The 20,651-nt window shown below is 43.3% G+C and carries 18 protein-coding genes, 1 tRNA gene and 1 pseudogene; 4 read left to right on the top strand and 16 right to left on the bottom strand.

Annotation, left to right across the window (positions count from 1 at the left end):
- Positions 1-44 precede the first annotated feature (44 nt).
- Both nagA and IGI71_RS09935 read right to left on the bottom strand, forming a co-directional pair.
- Positions 45-1,190, bottom strand: coding sequence for an N-acetylglucosamine-6-phosphate deacetylase (gene nagA, locus IGI71_RS09930; RefSeq protein ID WP_430615603.1), 1,146 nt, complete (start codon positions 1,188-1,190; stop codon positions 45-47).
- A gap of 68 nt (positions 1,191-1,258) precedes the next feature.
- Entirely contained in the window at positions 1,259-2,104 is an 846-nt protein-coding gene (locus IGI71_RS09935) for a helix-turn-helix domain-containing protein (RefSeq protein ID WP_015509901.1), read from the bottom strand.
- A 159-nt stretch (positions 2,105-2,263) separates the two neighbouring features.
- On the opposite strand from IGI71_RS09935, the gene IGI71_RS09940 reads away from it, so the two are divergent.
- The gene (locus IGI71_RS09940; RefSeq protein WP_005229977.1) at positions 2,264-2,443 is read left to right on the top strand and encodes a hypothetical protein; all 180 of its coding nucleotides are present in this window, start codon (positions 2,264-2,266) and stop codon (positions 2,441-2,443) included.
- Between the two features lie 55 nt (positions 2,444-2,498).
- Here the strand turns inward: IGI71_RS09940 and IGI71_RS09945 are convergent, their stop codons facing one another.
- The 4 genes from IGI71_RS09945 to IGI71_RS09960 form a co-directional block, all read right to left on the bottom strand.
- A complete protein-coding gene (locus IGI71_RS09945; RefSeq protein WP_375838677.1) occupies positions 2,499-3,716 on the bottom strand; it encodes a pyridoxal phosphate-dependent aminotransferase in 1,218 nt (405 codons plus the stop codon).
- A 167-nt stretch (positions 3,717-3,883) separates the two neighbouring features.
- Positions 3,884-4,759: an ABC transporter ATP-binding protein gene (locus tag IGI71_RS09950; protein ID WP_144809191.1), complete on the bottom strand. Its 876-nt coding sequence runs from the start codon at positions 4,757-4,759 to the stop codon at positions 3,884-3,886.
- A 10-nt stretch (positions 4,760-4,769) separates the two neighbouring features.
- Entirely contained in the window at positions 4,770-5,984 is a 1,215-nt protein-coding gene (locus IGI71_RS09955; RefSeq protein WP_430615608.1) for an ABC transporter permease, read from the bottom strand.
- Entirely contained in the window at positions 5,981-7,093 is a 1,113-nt protein-coding gene (locus tag IGI71_RS09960; protein ID WP_430615611.1) for a hypothetical protein, read from the bottom strand. Before IGI71_RS09960 ends, IGI71_RS09955 begins: the two co-directional genes overlap by 4 nt.
- A gap of 194 nt (positions 7,094-7,287) precedes the next feature.
- On the opposite strand from IGI71_RS09960, the gene IGI71_RS09965 reads away from it, so the two are divergent.
- The 3 genes from IGI71_RS09965 to IGI71_RS09975 all read left to right on the top strand — a co-directional run bounded on the left by IGI71_RS09965 (position 7,288) and on the right by IGI71_RS09975 (position 10,475).
- Positions 7,288-7,370 (top strand) — tRNA-Leu (locus IGI71_RS09965).
- A 405-nt stretch (positions 7,371-7,775) separates the two neighbouring features.
- The gene (locus IGI71_RS09970) at positions 7,776-9,002 is read left to right on the top strand and encodes an Ltp family lipoprotein (RefSeq protein WP_156235882.1); all 1,227 of its coding nucleotides are present in this window, start codon (positions 7,776-7,778) and stop codon (positions 9,000-9,002) included.
- Between the two features lie 201 nt (positions 9,003-9,203).
- Complete coding sequence (locus IGI71_RS09975) at positions 9,204-10,475, top strand: hypothetical protein (protein WP_430615614.1); 1,272 nt, start codon at positions 9,204-9,206, stop codon at positions 10,473-10,475.
- An 88-nt stretch (positions 10,476-10,563) separates the two neighbouring features.
- On the opposite strand, the gene IGI71_RS09980 is transcribed toward IGI71_RS09975, so the two are convergent.
- The 10 genes and pseudogenes from IGI71_RS09980 to IGI71_RS10025 all read right to left on the bottom strand — a co-directional run bounded on the left by IGI71_RS09980 (position 10,564) and on the right by IGI71_RS10025 (position 20,606).
- On the bottom strand, positions 10,564-10,791 hold the full coding sequence (locus IGI71_RS09980) for a hypothetical protein (RefSeq protein ID WP_005229963.1): 228 nt from the start codon (positions 10,789-10,791) through the stop codon (positions 10,564-10,566).
- Between the two features lie 64 nt (positions 10,792-10,855).
- A complete protein-coding gene (locus IGI71_RS09985) occupies positions 10,856-11,728 on the bottom strand; it encodes a VOC family protein (protein ID WP_430615617.1) in 873 nt (290 codons plus the stop codon).
- 165 nt (positions 11,729-11,893) lie between these two features.
- A complete protein-coding gene (locus tag IGI71_RS09990; RefSeq protein ID WP_430615620.1) occupies positions 11,894-12,727 on the bottom strand; it encodes a sugar phosphate isomerase/epimerase family protein in 834 nt (277 codons plus the stop codon).
- Between the two features lie 149 nt (positions 12,728-12,876).
- Positions 12,877-14,370, bottom strand: a complete 1,494-nt coding sequence (locus IGI71_RS09995) for an extracellular solute-binding protein (RefSeq protein ID WP_015509909.1) — start codon at positions 14,368-14,370, stop codon at positions 12,877-12,879.
- A gap of 3 nt (positions 14,371-14,373) precedes the next feature.
- Positions 14,374-15,967, bottom strand: a pseudogene (locus IGI71_RS10000) (glycoside hydrolase family 43 protein).
- Positions 15,964-16,410, bottom strand: coding sequence for a DUF4064 domain-containing protein (locus IGI71_RS10005; RefSeq protein WP_118215156.1), 447 nt, complete (start codon positions 16,408-16,410; stop codon positions 15,964-15,966). Before IGI71_RS10005 ends, IGI71_RS10000 begins: the two are co-directional and overlap by 4 nt.
- Positions 16,407-17,324, bottom strand: a complete 918-nt coding sequence (locus IGI71_RS10010; RefSeq protein ID WP_118215157.1) for a pectinesterase family protein — start codon at positions 17,322-17,324, stop codon at positions 16,407-16,409. Before IGI71_RS10010 ends, IGI71_RS10005 begins: the two co-directional genes overlap by 4 nt.
- Complete coding sequence (locus IGI71_RS10015; RefSeq protein WP_128488411.1) at positions 17,285-18,175, bottom strand: dienelactone hydrolase family protein; 891 nt, start codon at positions 18,173-18,175, stop codon at positions 17,285-17,287. Before IGI71_RS10015 ends, IGI71_RS10010 begins: the two co-directional genes overlap by 40 nt.
- Positions 18,172-19,488, bottom strand: coding sequence for a glycoside hydrolase family 28 protein (locus IGI71_RS10020; protein ID WP_128488409.1), 1,317 nt, complete (start codon positions 19,486-19,488; stop codon positions 18,172-18,174). The genes IGI71_RS10015 and IGI71_RS10020 overlap by 4 nt, the downstream gene beginning before the upstream one ends.
- On the bottom strand, positions 19,485-20,606 hold the full coding sequence (locus IGI71_RS10025; protein WP_128488408.1) for a glycoside hydrolase family 88/105 protein: 1,122 nt from the start codon (positions 20,604-20,606) through the stop codon (positions 19,485-19,487). Before IGI71_RS10025 ends, IGI71_RS10020 begins: the two co-directional genes overlap by 4 nt.
- Positions 20,607-20,651: the final 45 nt, after the last annotated feature.

Here is a 20,651-nt window from a genome sequence, read left to right on the forward strand (position 1 = left end):
CAAGAGAAGCTCTCTTCTTGTTTCTTGAAGCAGATTGTTTCATTTTATGCTTGGTAACGGCAAACACCATCTAAATAAGTGGCTGCTAAATTCATTTCTTGATCCAAAACAATGAAGTCGGCTGGACGACCTTGTTTGATCATACCGCAAGCGTGGTCGATCTTGCAGCTGATCGCTGGGATCAAGCTGGCCATCATGACCGCTTCTTGAGGAGTAGCAATTCCCCACTCTACAACATTTTTCACGGCTTCTTTTAGTTTCAAGATGCTGCCAGCAAGATTGCCTGATTCCATTCGAGCCGTGCCATCTTTTACCACTACTGGAAATTCACCTAAAATGTAATCACCGTCTGGCATACCGCCAGCCATCATACAGTCGGTGATCAAGGCCACATGGTCGTGACCAGCTTTTTCCATCAAAATCTCAGCTGCTTGAGGATGCACATGGTGGCCATCACAAATCAACTCAGAAAAAACTTCTTTTAATGAAAGTAAAGCACCGACCATTCCAGGTTCACGATGGTTTAATCCGCGCATTCCATTGAAGGCATGAACAAAAACACTGGCACCAGCTTCTACTGCTGTTTGCGCTTCTTGTAACGTTCCGTTACTATGCCCTAGCGCAACCACTACACCTTCTTCCGTCACTTGCGAAACAAACTCACTCACACCTTCGCGCTCAGGAGCCAAGGCGATTTTCTTGATAATTCCACCAGAAGCTTCTTGCCATTCATGGAAGGTATCAATATCAGGATCACCAAAATAGATCGGATTTTGTGCCCCTTTATGTTCTTCAGTAAAGAACGGACCTTCAAAGTAGATGCCTTGGATTTTTGCTCCTGTAACTTCGTCTTTGACTTTCCCAACGGTTTCAGCAACATCCCGCAACCGTTCTTTGCTGGATGTTAAGGTTGTCGGTAAGAACGATGTCACACCACAAGACAAAAGACCTTCTGACATGGCTTTGATGCCTTCTGCATCGTTATCCATCACATCATGGTTCATAAACCCGTGGATATGAGTATCCACAAGACCCGGTGCTACCCATTTGCCTGAATAATCTTCTACGTCTGCACCAGCATGGACTTCATCGACGATCGCGCCGAATTTTCCCTCCTTGACCTCCAAGTAACCAGGGCCATGAACCGCTGATTTCAGAAAGAATTTGTCTGCGTAAATATATTTATTCATCTTGATCGCTCCTCTATTTCTTTTCTTCCTTAAAAGTACTCTTATTTGCAGCAGAAGTCAAGAAAGGTCTACACCACTTTGTCAGATTGGCGAATATCCATGACGGCACGATACAGTTGAAAACTTTTTTCAGCTGCTTTTTCTTCTTTTAGTCTTTGAAGCAATTGTCCTTTTAGTTCAAACAATTCTTCTAGAAAATACAAGCTATTTTTCTCTCTCGCTAGAGCAATGCCTTCGTTTGTTACTTTTAGCGCGCGACAGTCTTCTTGTTGCTCCTTTAAAAAGACCGCATAGTTGTAATAAATTTTGGTCAGCGCTGTGGACAGTCGCTCCGGCGGCAAGGCATGCATGGCATCGTAGGCTTTTTCTAAATAAAAACGCGCCTCACCCAGTTGCAGCAAGTCACTATAGACACGACCCATGCAGCTCAAGATACGAATTTCCATCACCGAAACGTTGGTCTTATCCTGTTGATAGGAATAGGCCAATCCTTTTTTCAGCGCCTCAAGGGCGGCATCATAGTTTTGATCGAGGAAATAATCACAGCTACCTAGATAGTAGTAATACATTTGCATATCTGAATCCAGATACAGATAATCCTTGATCGCCTTGTCTTCCATTTTTTCCCGCATTTCTTGAAATTGTTTATGGACAAAATGTGATTCGATTTCGGCAAAGATTTGATTGGTTTTGTTGATCTCTTCCGAATGAAGCATCATTACTTGATCTAAGGTGACGCCTAAGCGTTGGCAAATTTGATACATCACCCAGACATTGGGCAGCTCTTCGTTGTTTTCGATACGACTTAACACACTTTGCGAACAAATATCTTCCGCTAACATCTTCTGGGTCATCTTTCGTTTCAACCGAATTGAACGGATATTTTGACCAAAAGATTCATCTCTTTTTTTCATAATCGTCCTCCAGGGGGAATTCTAAAAAAATCGAACGTTTCTTGTCAAAAATGCGAATTCGCATTTTTAATTTTCTTTATTTTAGCACATAATGACAAAAAGGAAAGCAATTTCAAGAATGTCTTGTTATTTTTCCACAATTTCAAATGAGGTGTTAAGATGACGATCGACAGTACGATCTTTTTTACATGGGAAGGCAAAAAATACCAAGGGATCATCGAACGGGAATATGAAAATTCGGTCCTCGTTCAAGTGACCGATCCTAGTGCTGAAATGCTGGATAAGTTTACCAATCGGATGATTGTCAGCAAAAAAATTTGTCAACCAGTTACCGAATAAAAACATAAGCACCGCTCCCTCACGATCGCTGAAGGAGCGGTGCTTTTTCATGTACTTACTTCTGGCGATACGCTGCCAAGAATTCTGTCATTTTTTCAGCAGTCGTTTTTAAATCTTCCATATTAGGAAGGTAGACGATACGGAAATGATCGGGCTGTTGCCAATTGAACCCACCGCCGTGCACCAACAAGATATGGTGTTCATGTAAAAAGTCGAGAACAAATTGTTCATCATTGGTAATGTTAAAGCGCTGAATATCAATTTTAGGAAAAATATAAAAGGCTGCTTTCGGTTTCACTGCTGACAATCCAGGAATATCATTGATCGCCTTGTAGATAAACTCTCTTTGTTCATAGATTCGACCACCTGGCAGCAGCAGCTCATCGGAGCTTTGATAGCCGCCTAATGCAGTCTGGACGATTTGTTGCGATAAAACATTGGAACACAGCCGCATCGATGACAACATATTCAAGCCTTCGATATAGTCTTTGACATTGGACTTATCCCCGCTGAGAACCATCCAGCCAACTCGGAAGCCTGCCACTCGGTGAGACTTAGACAAACCGCCTAGCGTCACAACGAAGCGATCTGGTGCTAGTGTAGCAATCGGTACATGGACATAATCATCCATGACTAAACGGTCATAGATCTCATCGGAGAAAATGATCAAGTCATGCTCACGAGCAACCTCGACGATTTGTTGCAAAACATCTTTCGGATAAACGGCGCCGGTTGGATTATTTGGATTAATAATGACGATGGCCTTCGTCTTGCTGGTTACTTTGGCTTTGATATCCTCAATATCAGGATTCCAATCTGCTTGTTCATCACAAATATAATGGACGGGTTTTCCGCCAGCTAATGAGATCGAAGCAGTCCACAAGGGATAGTCTGGCATCGGCACGAGCACTTCGTCCCCATTGTTACATAACCCTTGCATACACATCGTGATCAGCTCGGAAACACCATTACCTGTGTAAATATCATTGATGGTCACATCAGGAAATTTTTGTAATTGATAATATTGCTCGATCGCTTTACGGGCCGAGAAAATCCCTTTTGAATCAGAATAGCCTTCCGACTCTCGCACATTCATAATCAAATCTCTAACGATTTCATTTGGGGCTTCAAAGCCAAAGGGCGCGGGATTCCCAGTATTTAATTTTAAGATACTGATGCCTTCTTCTTGCATCCGATCAGCTTCTTCTAAAACAGGGCCGCGTACATCATAACTGACCCCTTCAAGTTTTGACGACTTTGAAAATTTCTTCATATTCCATTTCTCCTTTAACCATAGGTCAACGTCAGGTTATTGGTTCTCGTCGTTGATCTCTTTTCAGATTGAACCTATTATAGCAAAAAAATTTTAACTGTGGCGAAAATTTTTCACCTCTGGATCGAGAGCGCTTGCCCTGCGTTCATCCACTGAATTTGGTTCATTCAGGAATTTTCAGGAAAATACTTCAAGTACAATTCATTTAACGCCAAATGCCCCACCGAAAAATCAGTGATTCCTGCTGCGATAAAACGTTGCGGCAGCTGCGGATCGCTGATTTCTACTAGATAGATTCGCCCTTGCAGATCGATAGTCACTGTCGTTAACTCTGGAAAAGCCACCAGGAAATTCGCCGAGTCCGTCTTTACATACAACGGTTCATTGACCAACGACTTGCGACCAAGGTATTCGTGAATGATCTTACCGTCTTTTAAAAACAAGACCCGATCCGCGTAAGAATCTAAATTCGTCAGAATATGCGAAGCGATCACGATCGCTTTCTTTTGCTCCCGCAAGGCTTTCAACACGTTAGAGATCAATTCGACATTTGTCGGATCTAAGCCATTCATCACCTCATCCATCAGCATGTAAGGCGTATCTGTCACGATCTGCATCGCAAAACACAGACGTTGCCGCATCCCCAGCGAATAGGTTCCCACTGGGCGTTTGATATAATCGCTCATTCGCAAACGAGCAATCGTTTCTTCCACCAAGCGTTCCTCCGAACGCCACATACGCTGATACAGTTTCAGATGCTCGAGTCCGCTTAAATCATTGTACAAATCATTTTGGTCAGGAAAAAATGAAATTTGTTGATGCGCTGCCACTTCTGATTTTTTGGTCACATATACTTGACTGCCGTTTAAAAATACTGCGCCTTCATTCGGCTGGATGAAATTCATCGCCACATTCAGTAGCGTGGATTTCCCAGTGCCGTTAGGGGCGACTAACCCGACGATCTCCCCGGGAGAAAAAGCAACGGAAAGTTGATCCAATACTTTTCTCGTATACGTGACAGTCACATTTTTCAGTTCTAACATATCGTTCCTCCTATGCCAAATGAAATTTTTTGCGTTGGATCGTCAAAAAGAAACACAATTCGATCAGAAGCCAAACCCCGCCTAATAAAAGTAAGCCTTTTTCCATCGTAAATCCTGCAGAACCAAAGTAAAAGCGTGTCCAGCCTGAAAGGACTTGTCCCACATTTTGATACAGATAGACATACAGCGTTTTATCAAGATAGGCACTAAACCAGCGCCGTTGGAAAAGAAAGGGCGAAAGCAAACAAAAACCAGACACAAGCAGATTAATCAATTCTGAGCGAAACAGGGCACTGAACAGCAAGATGCCGCGACAATAAAGAAACTGCAAGAAAAGCGTTGCAAGAAAACATTGACTTAAAAAAAGACCGATGGCTTGTGTTTCAAAAGCATTGAAATCTGTGATCGGGTAGCGGGCATCAAAGGACGATGATAAAATCGTGACTGGCAGTTCCAAGGAACCAAAGCCGAATTGAATACCAGAGCCAAACCAGATAAAGAACATGGTTCCTAGCGTTGCGATTGCAGAACCAACCATCAACGCTGCCGTTTTACTCCAAAGGATCTCTTCTGCCGATAATGGCAGTGAAAGAAACAGGGATTTATGTCTTCGTTCTTTTGGTAAGCAATCGATCGCCAAAAATAAAGAAACAGCAATTAATAGAATCGGTAAATATTCAGTAAAGCTTCGCTGTAATGCTTGCACCCCCGTTTTTTGCTCCATGACTGCTTGAGAGAGTTTGCTATTGGGCAGCTGGCTAAAAGCTTCCATCAGTTTTGCGGTTGATGCATAGCCGAAGCGCCCGTCATACCCAGCATAGTAATTTCGAAACGTGTAATAATCAGGGGTATAAAAAATATTTCGTTCATCGGTAAATTGCAAAGCGAGATGGTACCAAGTACTTGTGCTTTGTGCGTATGCTTGCCAGTCTTTCTCGGCTAGCGCGTCGAGCCGTTGTTTTTCTGCTTCATTCCATGGGGTAAACATTTCGACTGCCATGAATGCCGACCAATGGTCAGAGGGATTGGCTGCTTGTTGATCAAGAAAATCTTGTCGCACGGTATAGCGTTGTTGCATTTCTGTTTTATCTACTCGTTCAATTGGGCGAAAGTCTCTTTGCCAAAAACTGTAAACGCCGCTGTAGATCAGCAGCAAGCAAAAAAGGCCAATGGTTTTCTTGCTTTTTAACAGCTGGCGTAATTCAAAGAAAAAATAGTCTTTCATCCTTTACCTCCTCTCAACAAGCGATTCTGTTTATCCGCAACAAGCATGATGCTTAAACAAAGGAAGATCCACACTAGCGTCAGCAGCCAACTGGCATAGACGCCCCAAGAAGTGCCAGAGCCCAAAGCAAAGGCACCCGAATAAAATTTATCCATAGCAGCTAGATGAACTGGTAATATAGGGATCTTTTGCAGCATCGGAATCAAGCCGAATCCATAAAAAAGCACCAGTAAAAAGAAAGAGACGTATCGATTGGCTGCGACCATGTTCATGACAAAACCTAAGCATTCGATCAAACCAATCAGCAAGGCAAAAGAAACCATACTAGATAAAAGGCTCTGCCAAAAAGGTAAGGCTACCCAATCCCCACTGAGATAGACGGCTACTGGATACTGCCAATCCCCGAACTCCCCCAGAAGGCTCATTGAAAGAAAGACGCCTAAGAAAAACACGAGCAAGATTCCTAAATTGGTGATCGTTTTGACAAAAACCTTACTGACCATCCGAATCGGGAAAATCTGTGGGTATGAGCGGATCAAGGAGAAGTGTTCTCTTTCTTCTAATAAATTGTCACTAGCAAAAAAAGCCCAGAAGAAGAACCCAAAATTCAGTAAAAACGTTATTGCCAAAGCGACAGCGGTCTGGGTATTGGCAGCCGTGAGAACCGGATCTTTTTCTTGCTCGGCTAAGGCTTGATAGACCGTCTGCTCTTGTTCGATCGACCACATCGACGGTAAAAAGGCTTTGTCATCAACTGAAGACGCCCAAACCTGCTTTTTCAGCTCCGCCATTTGAATACTCGTTTGATTAAATCGTTCATATTCCTCCATAATCAAGTTGGACAGCTGCCGTGAGGTCAGAGTATTGTTATCAAGTAATAGCTGATATACCTCTTGCTCATCCGGTGAACCAGATTGATTGGCTTGGTAGCGATCAACAAGCCGTGAAGCCTCCGCTTTTTCTGCGGTAATGGTAGCGGGCAAGTTGACAGGTTCCATTAGTTTCAAATAAATGGAAAAACAACAGCCTAAACTAAAGGCTCCAATGAGTAGGAAGATGAATGTTTTCTGCTTAACAGCTTTTGCCAGTTGGTTTTTAAAATAGTTCATTTGCTCTCCTCTCAAAAAAAATTATTCATTCTTTTAGCATACCTTTTATGGAAAAAAATGCAATCTAAAGTCTGAAAATTCTTTCAAATAGCTTTTGGAAAAGTTATTGACAAACCTGCTGAAAATCAGGTAAGATATTTTCTAGACGCGGCGTGACAGAACTACCTTAGCCTGCGTTTCCTTCTATAGTATTTGCGGAAATGACGGAATGGCAGACGTGCAAGATTGAGGGTCTTGTGAGCAATCGCTCGTGTGGGTTCAAATCCCATTTTCCGCATCCTTACAGCTTCCCCATTGCGGGAAGCTGTTTTTTGTTTGCACAAAAGATCCCCCCTGGTGATCCTTCAATGAATTCCCTCGATCGCTTTGATCTTGAGTACCTACTCCTCAAAAGTTGATAGTAACCTTCCTTTCCCCAAAGATAAAAAATCCAATAAAATTCCTTTTATCGTTGCATTTAGTGATATTTTTCATATAAAATGAATAATATAACGATTATTCATAAAATTCGGTTCGATATTCCGTTTTTTCTTATTAGCGTATCAGAAACAATTGCTTGAATGAACTTGTGATGGAAATCTTTTCAACATTTTTTCCATTCACCTGCCCTCCTCCTTCCCCCAGATGAACCAACCTCTGCCGACCGTTTTCTCAGTTACTTTCGATAGAAAGAAGGAGTCTAATGAAAAAAAGAATACTGATCACCCTATTGTCATTCGTTATTTTGCTTATCGGCTGCACGAAGGCAGATGAAGAACTGTCAGAGACCGTTGCGCTTGGCATCGACGCACGACTGGAATATACAAACCAGTCCGGAACGGGTTGGGCCTATTATCAACCAGCGACCTTAGAATTGCTGATTGCAGGCAGCCAAGCCGAACTGGCTATTTTGGAAGAGCTTGATTCTTCCGACGAAGATCTTCAGCAATTGATCAGCCACACGATTGATTTGATGGCAACCGCTGAACGAGCGTTAGTGGAGCGTCGGATCGATGTCCCTGCTTGGTTTGCTGCTCGCATTGGTCGCAGCCAAGCCCTTGCTGCAATCCATGAAAAAAGTCCGATCATCCTCAGTAATCAAGACAACCTCGACAGTCTACTAGAGGTAGCAAACGAAACGATTCCTGAAGCCGATCCGCGGGAAAAGCTGGGGCTTTTGGCAGACGATATCGAGCAGCTTCAGCAGCTCACAGAAGATGCGCTTACTCTTCATCGCACAATCGAACTTGACGATGGACTCACTGCCACCGTTTACCACACAAGCGAAACGAATGTTGACGTCTTCGTTTTTGCGATGCCCGATGAGGAGTACGCATCTGGGTTTACTGTTCTTAATCGGGAAACTGCCGACGAGCAAAAAGCTGCTTTCTATGAAACGATTTTACGAGCGCTCGCCGTAAATATTCCTCGTGAATCGTTGATGTTTATGAATCGATTCGATCAATCTTCTGATGAACATCAGCTGGCGGTGATGACCTATGGCTTTGATCATGACATTGATCAAGACATGGTCACTACCGTGTATCAACAGCTTCAAGAAGCAAACGCCAAACAAGAAGCAGCTACGGCTTTGCAGCAAGAGCAAAACAATGACGAACAAACTCAGACCGAGAATAAAGGATCTTCAGAACAAAGACGAGCGATCGCTCGTGCCGAATCCTTTACGAACCTCATGGCTTTCTCACGTGCACGATTGATACAACAATTAGAATTTGAAGGGTTTACCCATAATGATGCACAATGGGCAGTTGATCAGCTCACGATTGATTGGAACGAGCAGGCGTTGAAGAAAGCAAATAGTTATCATTCCTTGATGAGTCTTCCTCCTGACAACATTCGCCGGTTATTGGCTTTTGAAGACTTTTCAGAAGAACAAATCGACTACGCGATGACAAACATAGGTAACTAAAAGCTAGCGAAGAAAAGGGCATCGCGATGCCCATATGCTGTTGTAGTGACCTCAAAAAGTTAGGTTTTTTGGTCTAACTTTGGGGGCTCAGTTGATGTCCCTTATATTGTGGCTATGTTTATAGCCAAGAAAGAGCTCGATCTAATGCGTTCATTCGTACAAAATGGCGAGGTTTACTAGAGTCTCACGAGGAGGAGAAAAATGAAAAAACAAGTTTTGTTGCCTTTATTACTAATACTGTCCCTGATTTCAGGATGTGGGACGATAAATTCAGCAAGCCCTGAGGAACTTTCTGAACGCATCGGTGCAGCTTTAGATGCTGGTTGGGAACATACCTATCATGCAGAAAATCTTACTTATGATTTAAGTATTGAAAATCTCGAACTGATGATTCGAGGCAAAGAAGCAGAATTGGCCTTTCTAGACCAGGTCAATAGCAACTCAAAACACAAGGCGGCATTCATTGAAAACACGGAAACAATGATCGCACTCGCTCAAGAAGCGATCGAAGCTCGCTATCTGGATATGCCCAGTTGGGTTGCCGCTCGCAATGGCCGTATCGAAGCCTTACTTGCCATCCATGAGGAAAGCCCAATCATCGTCAGTAGACGAGCAAAATTGCAAGAATTATTCAACGAATACGAAGAGGATTTAGCACTAGTGACCGCTGGAGCAAACAATCCTCTTGCCGATGAAGAAGGAATTAATGAAGATACACGAGAAAAGCTTGGTTTGACACCTGATACACTTGAACACTTACATCAACAAAGCGATGACCAAGAAATCGAGTGGCAGAGTGCGATTGATTTGGCGAACGGTGTGACCATGAATGTCTTTTCAACAAAATATGAGCCAGTGGGGATTCTCACATTTACGAATGCTGGTGAGACCTACCCTTCCGCAATCACTTTGTTTAATGGACAAACGACGGAAATCGTTCCCGAGATAATGACTCCTTACGAAGCCGTTTCCGCTTATTTTTACGAAATTGCCGATGCTGTTTATGAAACGATTCCATACGGTTATCGATTTCTGGTTGAATCACTATGGCTTGAACTGGAAAACGACAATCGTTTTCAATTCAGAACCTACGTGTTTGATAACGAAGTGACCGAGGAAACGATTTTAGAAGGGTTTCATCTCGCCCCGACTGTAGCAGCACGCTATGAGCGCGAAAACAATGCGACAGAACGAGAACATGAAGCCTTTTTCCTCGTTAGAGCGCAAGGAAATCGTCGCTTTTATTCAAAACAAGAGATGGCAGAACTGTTAGAAACAGAAGGTTTTACTGCGGAGGAAACACAATGGGCACTAGAAACCCTAGATGTAGATTGGTATCGCCATGCTTTAGGACGCGCCAATCAATCCCGTCGGGTGTTAGGGATCCGTCAAAGAAATATGGCTGCTCATCTTGAAGGGAACGGCTTCTCACCTGATGAGATCGAATTTGCGATTGAAAACATGGAAAATTAATCTGTAGGGGACGAGACCCCATTTCCCATTTTGTCTTAGCTTAAAAAAAAAACCGACCAATCTTCCTGTTTAAGATTGGTCGGTTTCTTTATTTTTTGGTTTTGATTGGTACCATGGCTTTGCGCCGATGCTGCTTCATTATTGCTTGAAGACCATAGACACCAACTCCGATAATTCCTGCAAAAGCCGAAAAAGCAATAAAAATCACAGGAGACGCCCCACTTTCTATTAATTGTTTCCCTTGGACAAAGAAAAATAAGCCCATGCTGATCAATAATGCTAGAAATAGTGATTGTCCCGCCCCGTTTTTTTTCATGCTTGCTCTCCTTTTACTTGATTATAGGTTATTCTCTCATTTCATGAATGAAAAAACCTCCATCTTAAGGCTGATTCTTTCTTTCGATGATCAGATTGATCCCATTCGGATCAGTCAAATGCAAGCGGCTGTCTGTTTCTAACTCATACGAAACGCCTCTTGCCTTGAGATGACTTCGTAACGTAGAAAAAGCCAAAGCTGGCAAAACGATCGTAAAGTACGCTAAGCCTAGATCCTGTTCTTCCATAGCTGGAACATTTCTTCCCATCCAAATATTCGATCCGATATGGTGATGATACGAACCAGCAGCAAAAAACTTTGCTTGGCTACCAAAATCTGAGGTCAAACGCATGCCTAAAACTTCTGTGTAGAATTCTTCTGTTTTTGCCAAGTCCGCCACTTTCAAATGGACATGCCCCACTGTGGTGCCAACTGGAAAGGTCGTTTGAGATCGGTCAGCGGCTCCCAGCACGCCTTGCGCGTCCATTTCGATAGTAACGCCTACGATCTCACCATCTGCTCGAATATCCCATTCACTCATCGGTTTGTCACGATACACTTCGATCCCGTTTCCTTCTGGGTCGGTCAGGTATAACGCTTCACTATATCCATGATCGCTGGCACCATCGAGGGGAGCTTTGGCTTCCAAATAATGAATCAGCATATTTCCTAGGTCTTTACGGCTAGGCAAAAGAAACGCCGTATGGAAAAGGCCTGTTTTCCGTGTCAAAGGCAACGGATCACTCACCTTCTCTAGAACTAAAAGCGCTTGCGCTCCCACGCCTAATCGCGCGTGATCTACACTTTGCTCCAATAAAGTCAGGCCGATCACGTCCGAATAAAACTGGCTCATTTTTTCTATGTTTGCTACTTTTAAAACGACTTTGCCAATTGCGGCTGCTGCATCGATTTGATAGGTTGATTGAATCATTTTCATCGCTATTTCCTCTTTTCTAAACAGTTAAATTCACTTGTACCTTTAAGTATAACACTAACTTTTAGTAAGTAAATAAATCTGCTTGTTGAGGAAAGGACTCCGTGATCTTCCGTGATTCCTAGAAACAAAGCATTTCCGCATCAGTCACAATCAAAGACATCTGCCTCACTTTTTCAATGCTTCAATCAGTGAAATGGCTGGCTGCATCGCATCTTCGGTCGTCCCTTCTAACACAACATAACAATATGGCTTGTATTCAACGGTGATGACCAATAGTTGTTGATAATCAATCATTCCTTCTCCCAATGGGACTACCTTGATTTTCCCATCGATTACTTGATAGTCTTTCAAGTGCAAGCAAACGATGGCATCGCCAAAGCGGGAAAAAGCTTCCCTTGTCAAAGCGACTTGCTCTTGATAGTTCTTCGCAGTAATCAGATTGGTTGGATCAAAGATGATCCCTAAATAGTCAGAGGGTACCCGTTCCAGCAATTCTTGGATTCGGTCGATCGATGATAGTGGATGATTCAAGCCCGCTTCAATTCCTAGCATCACTTGATGTCTCTTAGCCACTTGGACCAAACGCTTGATCACCTGAACCAAATCATCGAAAACGACGTCACTAAAATTTTCCTCGGTATACCCCATATTTGGCAAAACCGAACCAGTTTCACTTGCGACCATAGCTGCATCAAAATATTTGGCATGTGCGAGATAGGTCTCGAATCTGGATAAAATCGCTTCCCGTTTTTCCAGATCAGGATGGATCAGATTACAATAACAACTTAATAAAGCGACCTGAACGTGAGATTGACCAAAAACTCGTTTGAAAAAGCGGCCTAAACCAGGGCTTAATTGCTCTGGCTCTGCCCATTGTGGGAAGGATTTATTTAATGCAAATTGAATGTTATGAATGTTTTGGGCGGCAATTTTTTGCGCTAATTCTTCTGGGGACCCATAATTCTTTAAATCATGCCCCCGAACAGTTAGTTGAAACATAGCTTCTCCTTTCTTCACTGCTTTTGAAGCAAAAAGAAGACCAAGCAGCGAATCACTTCAACTGGTCTTGGTCTTCAAATCTTTCAGCAGTAGCGGCTCCTCACTTCATCCATTTCTTCTCAATAGATGATCAGAACCTTTTGTGACCTTTATTGTTGTGAACGATAGTCTTCCGTGAACTCGTCAATGATTTGCTGTCCACCATTTCTTAAGAAGGTTTCGATCGCTGTATCAAACCCATCGATCTCGATTTCCCCAGTCATATATTGGTAGTAAGCGTCTGAGATTCCTTCAATCAAGCTTGACCATGAACGATCATAGGTTTCAGAGGTCAGCGATTGTGCAGGATTGATCACCGCAAACTCTTCATTTTCGCGAATCTTTTCATTGGCTAAGTTGACATATGGGTTGCTTGAAGGGAAAACTGTTACTAATTCTGATGGACGAGACGAAGAAAATGGTTGTACTTCTTGTTGCCACTTCGTATCATCTAAACGGACATAGACACCCTCATCATCAATTTCATAATGAACCCCTTCGATCCCTTGCGTCATCAACGTAAACGGCTCTTCGTCCATCAAATCATTGATAAATTTCAAAACAACACGTAAGTCTTCTTCGGTTTCAACATTGTTTTTCGGAATGGCTAACCAGCCGCCCATTCCACCATTGGTATCAGAAAGGATACGACGTTCCACATTTTCATGGACGATATCATTGATCAAGACCCATTCCATATGCTCTTCATCAGTACCAGCTGCATCATCAATGTAGTTACGTACTTCTTGCAAACCACTCAATACGATCCCACCACGACCTTGAACGATATAGTTCTTCTGATCATTTTTCGCCATTACCGCAAAATCAGAATTCATCCAGCCGTTATCATAGATATTACGGAACCATTCCATTGCTTCTTTGTATTCTGGTTGCATAAAGGATGGCATCACTTCATCATCATCCGTGATCGTAAACCAATTGTCTGCACCAAAGTAACCTGAAAGTGAACGGAACCCAACGTTAAAGGACTCATCACGCTCTACGAAACCAACCGTATCATCCGCACCGTTTCCATCTGGATCATCTTCCGTAAAGGCTTGGGCGACAGCTGCTAATTCTTCTAATGTCGACGGCACGTCCAAGCCTAAATTATCCAACCAATCTTTTCTGACAAGGACGCCATAACGCGCGATCGGTTTTAAAAACGGAACGCCGTAGATTCGACCATCAATTCGAGAAGACTCTAACCGATCTTCGGAAATTTCTGCCAAATTCGGGAACTCTTCTAAATAGGGTTCCACATCCCAGAACATTCCAGATGCGAGTGAGCTGCGGACGGTTGTGTTATTGATTTCTGTCAGACTAACGATATCTGCTAAAGAATTCGACGCCAATGCTGCATTCAAGCGTTCTGTTTTTGAAGCATCTGGCACCCACGTAAAGTCGATCTCGACCCCTGTGTATTCTTCTAGCTTTTGCGTGACATCTCCAGATGGTGGGGAAGCAGTATGTAGCATCGCCATCCACGAAATACTTGATTTCCCTTCGCTTTCTGGTCCTTCAGGTGAACCTCCACCATCGCCGCAGCCTGCTAAAAACAGTCCAGCACATAATAATAAACTTGCAACTTTCAACTTCTTCATTTGTTAACCTTCTTTCTCTATTTTTAGGGAGCCATCATCGAGCGGATCTTTCCCTTGATACGTAAAATATTCAAAATCGGCATAGCTTTTGCCAAAGTGATCTAAATCATGGGCACTGATTCCAATGAAATTCCCCGTAAAACCACCAGACAAGAACTGGATGTTTTGCTTTTTAAAGGGATGCCACGTTTGTGATTGCCGATAGAACCATTGGGCTTCTAGATAAGAACCGACTACTTTCAATCCAATCGGCTCACTTGCAGCAGCGAGGGGCAATTTATCTGGGAACAAGTGAAATTCTCCTTCACAACACCGCAGCAACCGAAGGACCTTGTCTTCTTTTTCATCATAGGTTACGTAGAAAAACAAATAGTTTTCTTCATTTAAGAAAAGCGACAATCCAGCCATCTGATTGAACGATTGGGGGTGGTATTCCATCACTGTTTCAGCTTCAAAACAAAAGTCTTGTTGACGAATCGCCAATAAGTGCTTATGAAAGTTCGATTGCATCGATTCTCCGCCGATCAATCGCAAATACCCTGGCCGCTCACTCAGATTGCACCACTCTTCATTGGGCAGCAATCGTCTACCGTTCCATGCTTTTTGCAACGATCCTTTAAAGTCATCAATAAAAACAGCAGGTGATGCCCTTTGCTTCTGAGCGTCGCTAGCGAGCCTGATAGTTTGATCTGGGATCGTATCGTTATTGCTAAGACGCAGCCATCCTTCGTGATCCCAATAGACAGTTTGGAGTGCTGTCTCTCGTCCAAGGATCGCTGCCCCTTCTACTGGCCGAGTCATCAAATAGCTCATGACCCATTCTCCTGATGGCGCAATCGTCAAACTGCCATGACCTTGTACATTGAAAAGGGGAATCTTCGCGCTGATAGGCACGCATCATGGGAAAATGCGGATCTACTTCATAAGGTCCAGTGATGGTTTTACTACGACAAACTGTTACCGCATGACCTGCACCCGTTCCTCCTTCTGCCGTCAGTAAGTAATAACACTCATTGTGGTAATAAAGATGCGGTGCTTCAGTCTTCGCCAGCTGGGTTCCAGAAAAAATTGGCACTCTGTCACCGATCAAGCGGCCTTGTGCTTCAGAGTATTCTTGGAGCACGATCCCCACCGATTTATTTGGTGTATCCTTACGATAATCCCAAAGCGCATTCAGTAACCAGATACGCCCCTCTTGATCATGAAACAAGGACGGATCAAAGCCACTACCATTTAAGTAAATGGGCTCACTCCATGGCCCATGAATGGTAGGAGCCGTGATGAGATAGTTTCGACAGTCTTTGAAGGGGCGTGTCGTGTTGCGAACATTTGTATAGACACAATAGTATTGTCCGTTTGCGTAGCTGATTTGCGGTGCCCAAATGCTGCAATTTGCTGCGTTGCCTAATAAATCCACTTGATTGGTCAGAATATCTGTTTCATGGGACCAATTGACTAGATCTTGAGAACAGTAGACCCGAATTCCTGGCAACCACTCAAAGGAAGAAACCGCTAAATAATAAGTATCCTCGACTTTTAAAATACTCGGATCAGGATGAAACCCTCTTAAAATCGGATTATTGATTATTGCCTTCATGCAACCCCTCCTTGTTTGCTGACTGCGTCCGTTGTTTTTTTCTTGTGTCCGTCATCGTGATGGAGAAAACAAAAACCCGCCGCTAAAAAGAAACAAAAGGCAATCGGAAAAGCGATCATTTGACTACCAATCAATGTCACGACACCAGTCAAAAAATAAATAGCACAAGATTGCTTTCGATAATTACGATAGCGAACAAGCATCGTCGCCACTGAAACCAATATCAGGAGTGCCAACAGCGTGAAGCCAAACCAAGCACCGAGTGTTTGAAATTGCGCCAATGCTGCTTCTGCCGTCATTTGATTCAGTATAGTGGGAAACGCACGTTGAAAGATCTCTTCGAACTGCTGGACAGTCATTTGATTGATCGCCAAGGAAAAGCCGCCCATCAACACCAGAGCGAGAACCATCCCGATCCAGCCAGACCATTTTGCCTTGCTCATTTTTCTATCACTCCTTCGATAGTCACCCATTCAGGACGTTTGGGGCTTGTTTGGTAACAACACATTCGCTCCGTGAATATGACCGTTTGGTGGCTTGCTGTTTTTCCCCAATCAGACCATCCGCAAGGGGTGAGCTGTTGATCAAAGCAGCAGGATAAAAAGGTGACTTTGGCGTCATTACGCCAAGGACGGCCTAAATGATAGGCTTTGTCCCCTGTCACCCGACACCGATCGAAGGTTAACCCGCTTGCTTGTTTGCTGGTTGAGGCAGCAGTAATGTAGTTCGTTTGTGGTGTATTTTTACAATGCAAGCGACACTCTTCAAAGGTGGCGGAACCACCGCCAAAAATAAAATCGACTGTTCCACTGATCCTGCAATGCAAAAACAAACTCTGTTGTTGGTCAAAGATTGTCTTTCGCCAAGGACTGATCATTGGTTCGCCTTCTTTGGTATATTTTGGCAATGGACCCAGGCACAAGGTATCTTGAAAAGCATCGAGATGACAGCGTTCGAAGCGAATGTCATCCCCTTCGATATAGACGGCAACTGCTTGCCCGACTGCTTGCCCATACCCTGCGTCATTGATGATGGTCAGGTTTTTTACAAAGACTTCTCGGCTATTGATAAAGAGCGTCGCTGTTTGAAACGTTCCTCTTTTTTGCCCATTTTCATCGATTTGCTCGGCAGCCAAGTGGTAGCATAAGAACGTGTTAGGTTCCGCGATCAACGTAAGCTGGTTTTTATAAATTTTCACCTGTTCTTGATACACGCCAGAGGCGATCGTGATCTCACAAGGTACGTTTAAGGCTTCAGCAGCCAGCACGGCTGCTTGGATACTCGTAAAATCACCCTTTTGCGGCTCTTTACTAACCTTTAGCTTGATAGGAGGTGTTGTTTTAGAAATTCGATCCACTGCGCTCTCATCTCCTTGGTTTCTTCATGACCACCTGGCAAGCGACACGTCTGCCAATGCTCCTTGTAGCCTATTGCTTCATAATGCTGCCCGACCTGCTGATCCAAACGAGCGACGCCGCTTGAAGGGCAGCCACGATCCTCTTTGCCAACCAAACTTAAACGCGGGCGTGGTGCGATCTGGTTTTGGATCGCCGCAGTCGTAAAGTCTTTCAACACATTAGGAACATAATAGTAAAACCCATGTTTGCTTAGACAGTCCTCTTCGATCAATGCTTGATAGTCCACTTGTGCTGCCATGTCCACCACCACTGATATCCGTTCATCAAGTGCTGCCAACCACCAACTCATCAAGCCGCCCATAGAAAGTCCCAATGTGGCGATAGCGGACTGTTTCACTTCTTTGCGGGAAGCAAGATAGGTCAAAAACTGTTGATTGTCATAGATTCGTTGTCCCCATAATGTTTTGCCTTGCAACAAAAACCGCTTGTAGCTATCATTCTCACCGTTTTTTCGTTCGCCAAAGCCCCACATGTCGATCACCCCAACGGCGACGCCCAACTTCATAAATGTAGCGAATAGGCTTTCTTTTTGCATATAACACGGACTTTGTCGCAGTTCTTCTTTCCCCCTCGTGAAGTCGCCGCCATGAGAATGATTGAACAAAACGAGTGGAACAGGTTGCTGAGAGCTAGGATAAGCAAAGTATGCAGGGACATCCTCTTCTTGATTTAATCGTAGAAGTAAATGTTCCAAGGTATAATTTTGCACTTGCTCTTTTGTTTGCTGAACCACTTGTGGTGCAACTTTCATATCAGGACCTAGCAGCTGAAGTAACTGAGGATCCCTCACAAAAAATCTCCTTGAAATGCCAGAGGCTGACGATTCTCAAATGATTGTGTGACGGAGATTTCCCGACTATTCTCGATATGGAACGCTTCAGTTACGCCTTCCAAATTGATACGATCAAACTGAATATTCCGTCCACAGCCAATATAAAAGCCTTGTTTTGTCATCTCTTCGATACCTGTCATCATTGCAGGCTTTCCTGGAATTGGGTGTTCAGCCATAGAGACAGCAATATCTTGGAAAGTGATATCTGAAATAAATTGTTCAGCCAAGCCATAAACAAATCCAGCGGCCGCATGAACATTCCGAGCCGAGATATTTGCAAAATGGATTCTCCGAAAATGAGGGGTTTCCTCGGTGATCGGGTACGGATTTTTATCCCAAACATACTTTTCTTTGCCTTTCGGTCCACAGAAATAGTAAAGATTTAAAGTGAATGGACAGATAACATTATCCATCACAATGTTATTCACTCGAATATCTTCGATCGTTCCGCCACGTCCCCGACGGGATTTCAACCGAATACCACGATCGGTATCTTGAAAAATACAGTTACTGATGGTGACATTACGAATATCGCCGCTCATCTCACTACCTAGAACGACTGCCCCATGCCCATGAAGCATATGGCAATTTACGATCGTGATATTCTCACAAGCGACCCGTTCTTTGGTGTCCTCCGTTCCTGATTTGATGGCGATACAATCATCACCAACATCGATATGACAGTTACTGATGCGGACATTTTTACAAGATTCAGGATCGATCCCATCCGTATTTGGCGAATCCGCTGGATTTTTGATGCGAAGATTATCGATCGTTAGATCTTGGCAAAGAATCGGATTGACGGTCCAACTTGGTGAATCGACAAGACGGATATCTTTCAACGTAATTTGCTGGCAAGAGTCAAAACTGATTAATTTTGGTCGTGGATAAGCAAGCTGTTCACGATTTTCCCGAAAGGTCTTCCACCATCTTTGCCCTTGTCCATCAAGCATTCCTAGTCCTGTGACAGCGATATTTTCCGCATTCTCCGCATATAAACAAGAGGCATAAACTTCCCGTTTGACCCCTTCCCAGCGAGACACAACGACGGGATAGTCTTTGGGATCATCAGAAAATACTAAGGTCGCCCCCAATAGTAGGTGCAGTTCAATGTTACTTTTTAAAAAGAGCGCACCTGTCGGATAGCGTCCTGCGGAAAAAGTGATTCTGCCTCCTCCTTGTTGATGCAATTCATCAATTTTTTCTTGAATCGCTTCTGTCAACAGACCTTCTTTTTCTTGTAAATCAGCTGTAGTCAATTGGATATTCATTTCTTGCTTCCTTCCTCCATTAGTGGTTGCAGCAGTAAACTCGCTTGTAAAAAGGCACCGTATCCTTTGAAATCATTTGTGATAACGGGTTCACTGATATAGTATACAAACGTACCATCCCGATCATCTGGGCCACCAAGTCCAGCAACTTCACAGTTTCTGATCAGATTCAACCAGCCTTCTTTTGTTAAAAAGACAAACTCATCAAGCAATCCTTGATAGGTCTCTTGGGCAAACACTTGCCATTTTTGATCGATGATCCCTGCTTTGACTGCTTTCGCTGTTGCGTAACAAATCATTGAAGAAGCGGATGCTTCTAAATAATTCCCACGCTCACTGCCTTTATCTAAGACTTGATACCACACTTTTTTCCGGGGATCTCTTACTTTAGCAAGAGCTTCTAGACAGGAGACAAACATTTTTTCTAATGGATTCTTCTGCTCTGATTTCCCTAATAGCACCATCGTATCTGCGAGAGCCATCATGAACCATCCCATTGACCGTCCCCAGAAATTTTTTGAACAACCGGTCTCAGGATCTGCCCACGGCTGGACTTTTTGTTCATCCCACGCGTGATACAAAAGACCCGTTTTTGGATCTAGGGTATGAGTAAAGCATAAGGTGAATTGCTTGATTACATCTTCCAATGCTTCTTCTTTCTCAAATGTCAGTGCGTATTCTGTTAGAAATGGAGCTCCCATATATAAGCCATCTAACCACATTTGATAAGGATAGATTTTTTTATGCCAGAACCCGCCTTCGCTTGTTCTTGGCATCTGCTGTAATTGTTGATACAGCGTGTCCAAGGCGATCTTGTATTTTGAAGCACCTGTTTCTTTGTATACTAAGAATAAACATTTGCCATTATTGATGTAATCGATATTCATCGCATCCATCTGATAGTTTTTGATACAACCGTCTTCGTCAATATAAAAATCCATCGTGTTTTGGATATAATCAAAATAGCGTTTATCACCAGTTTGCTCATAGGCTTCTTTCACGCCTTGTAAAACGACTCCGATGTCATAGGACCATTTTCCGTGATAAATTTTTTCTTTGCATAAGTAGTCATAGCGCTCAAATAATGTGTTCAAAGCAATTTCCGAATAGTTCTTCATGTACGATACTTCCTTTTATTGTAGTCTCCTCAATTCATAGAGCTA

The sequence above is a fragment of the Enterococcus sp. DIV1279b genome (assembly GCF_050531515.1).
In the GTDB taxonomy this organism is placed as follows: domain Bacteria; phylum Bacillota; class Bacilli; order Lactobacillales; family Enterococcaceae; genus Enterococcus_D; species Enterococcus_D casseliflavus.

Bases quoted from the DNA above. Each gene is read 5' to 3' on its own strand.
- IGI71_RS09950 (WP_144809191.1), bottom strand. From the start codon at position 4,759: ATGTTAGAACTGAAAAATGTGACTGTCACGTATACGAGAAAAGTATTG.
- IGI71_RS10005 (WP_118215156.1), bottom strand. From the start codon at position 16,410: ATGAGCAAGGCAAAATGGTCTGGCTGGATCGGGATGGTTCTCGCTCTG.
- IGI71_RS09980 (WP_005229963.1), bottom strand. From the start codon at position 10,791: ATGAAAAAAAACGGGGCGGGACAATCACTATTTCTAGCATTATTGATC.
- IGI71_RS09990 (WP_430615620.1), bottom strand. From the start codon at position 12,727: ATGTTTCAACTAACTGTTCGGGGGCATGATTTAAAGAATTATGGGTCC.
- IGI71_RS10025 (WP_128488408.1), bottom strand. From the start codon at position 20,606: ATGAAGAACTATTCGGAAATTGCTTTGAACACATTATTTGAGCGCTAT.
- IGI71_RS09945 (WP_375838677.1), bottom strand. From the start codon at position 3,716: ATGAAGAAATTTTCAAAGTCGTCAAAACTTGAAGGGGTCAGTTATGAT.
- IGI71_RS09935 (WP_015509901.1), bottom strand. From the start codon at position 2,104: ATGAAAAAAAGAGATGAATCTTTTGGTCAAAATATCCGTTCAATTCGG.
- IGI71_RS09975 (WP_430615614.1), top strand. From the start codon at position 9,204: ATGAAAAAACAAGTTTTGTTGCCTTTATTACTAATACTGTCCCTGATT.
- IGI71_RS09940 (WP_005229977.1), top strand. From the start codon at position 2,264: ATGACGATCGACAGTACGATCTTTTTTACATGGGAAGGCAAAAAATAC.
- nagA (WP_430615603.1), bottom strand. From the start codon at position 1,190: ATGAATAAATATATTTACGCAGACAAATTCTTTCTGAAATCAGCGGTT.
- IGI71_RS09995 (WP_015509909.1), bottom strand. From the start codon at position 14,370: ATGAAGAAGTTGAAAGTTGCAAGTTTATTATTATGTGCTGGACTGTTT.
- IGI71_RS09985 (WP_430615617.1), bottom strand. From the start codon at position 11,728: ATGAAAATGATTCAATCAACCTATCAAATCGATGCAGCAGCCGCAATT.
- IGI71_RS10020 (WP_128488409.1), bottom strand. From the start codon at position 19,488: ATGAATATCCAATTGACTACAGCTGATTTACAAGAAAAAGAAGGTCTG.
- IGI71_RS09955 (WP_430615608.1), bottom strand. From the start codon at position 5,984: ATGAAAGACTATTTTTTCTTTGAATTACGCCAGCTGTTAAAAAGCAAG.
- IGI71_RS09970 (WP_156235882.1), top strand. From the start codon at position 7,776: ATGAAAAAAAGAATACTGATCACCCTATTGTCATTCGTTATTTTGCTT.
- IGI71_RS09960 (WP_430615611.1), bottom strand. From the start codon at position 7,093: ATGAACTATTTTAAAAACCAACTGGCAAAAGCTGTTAAGCAGAAAACA.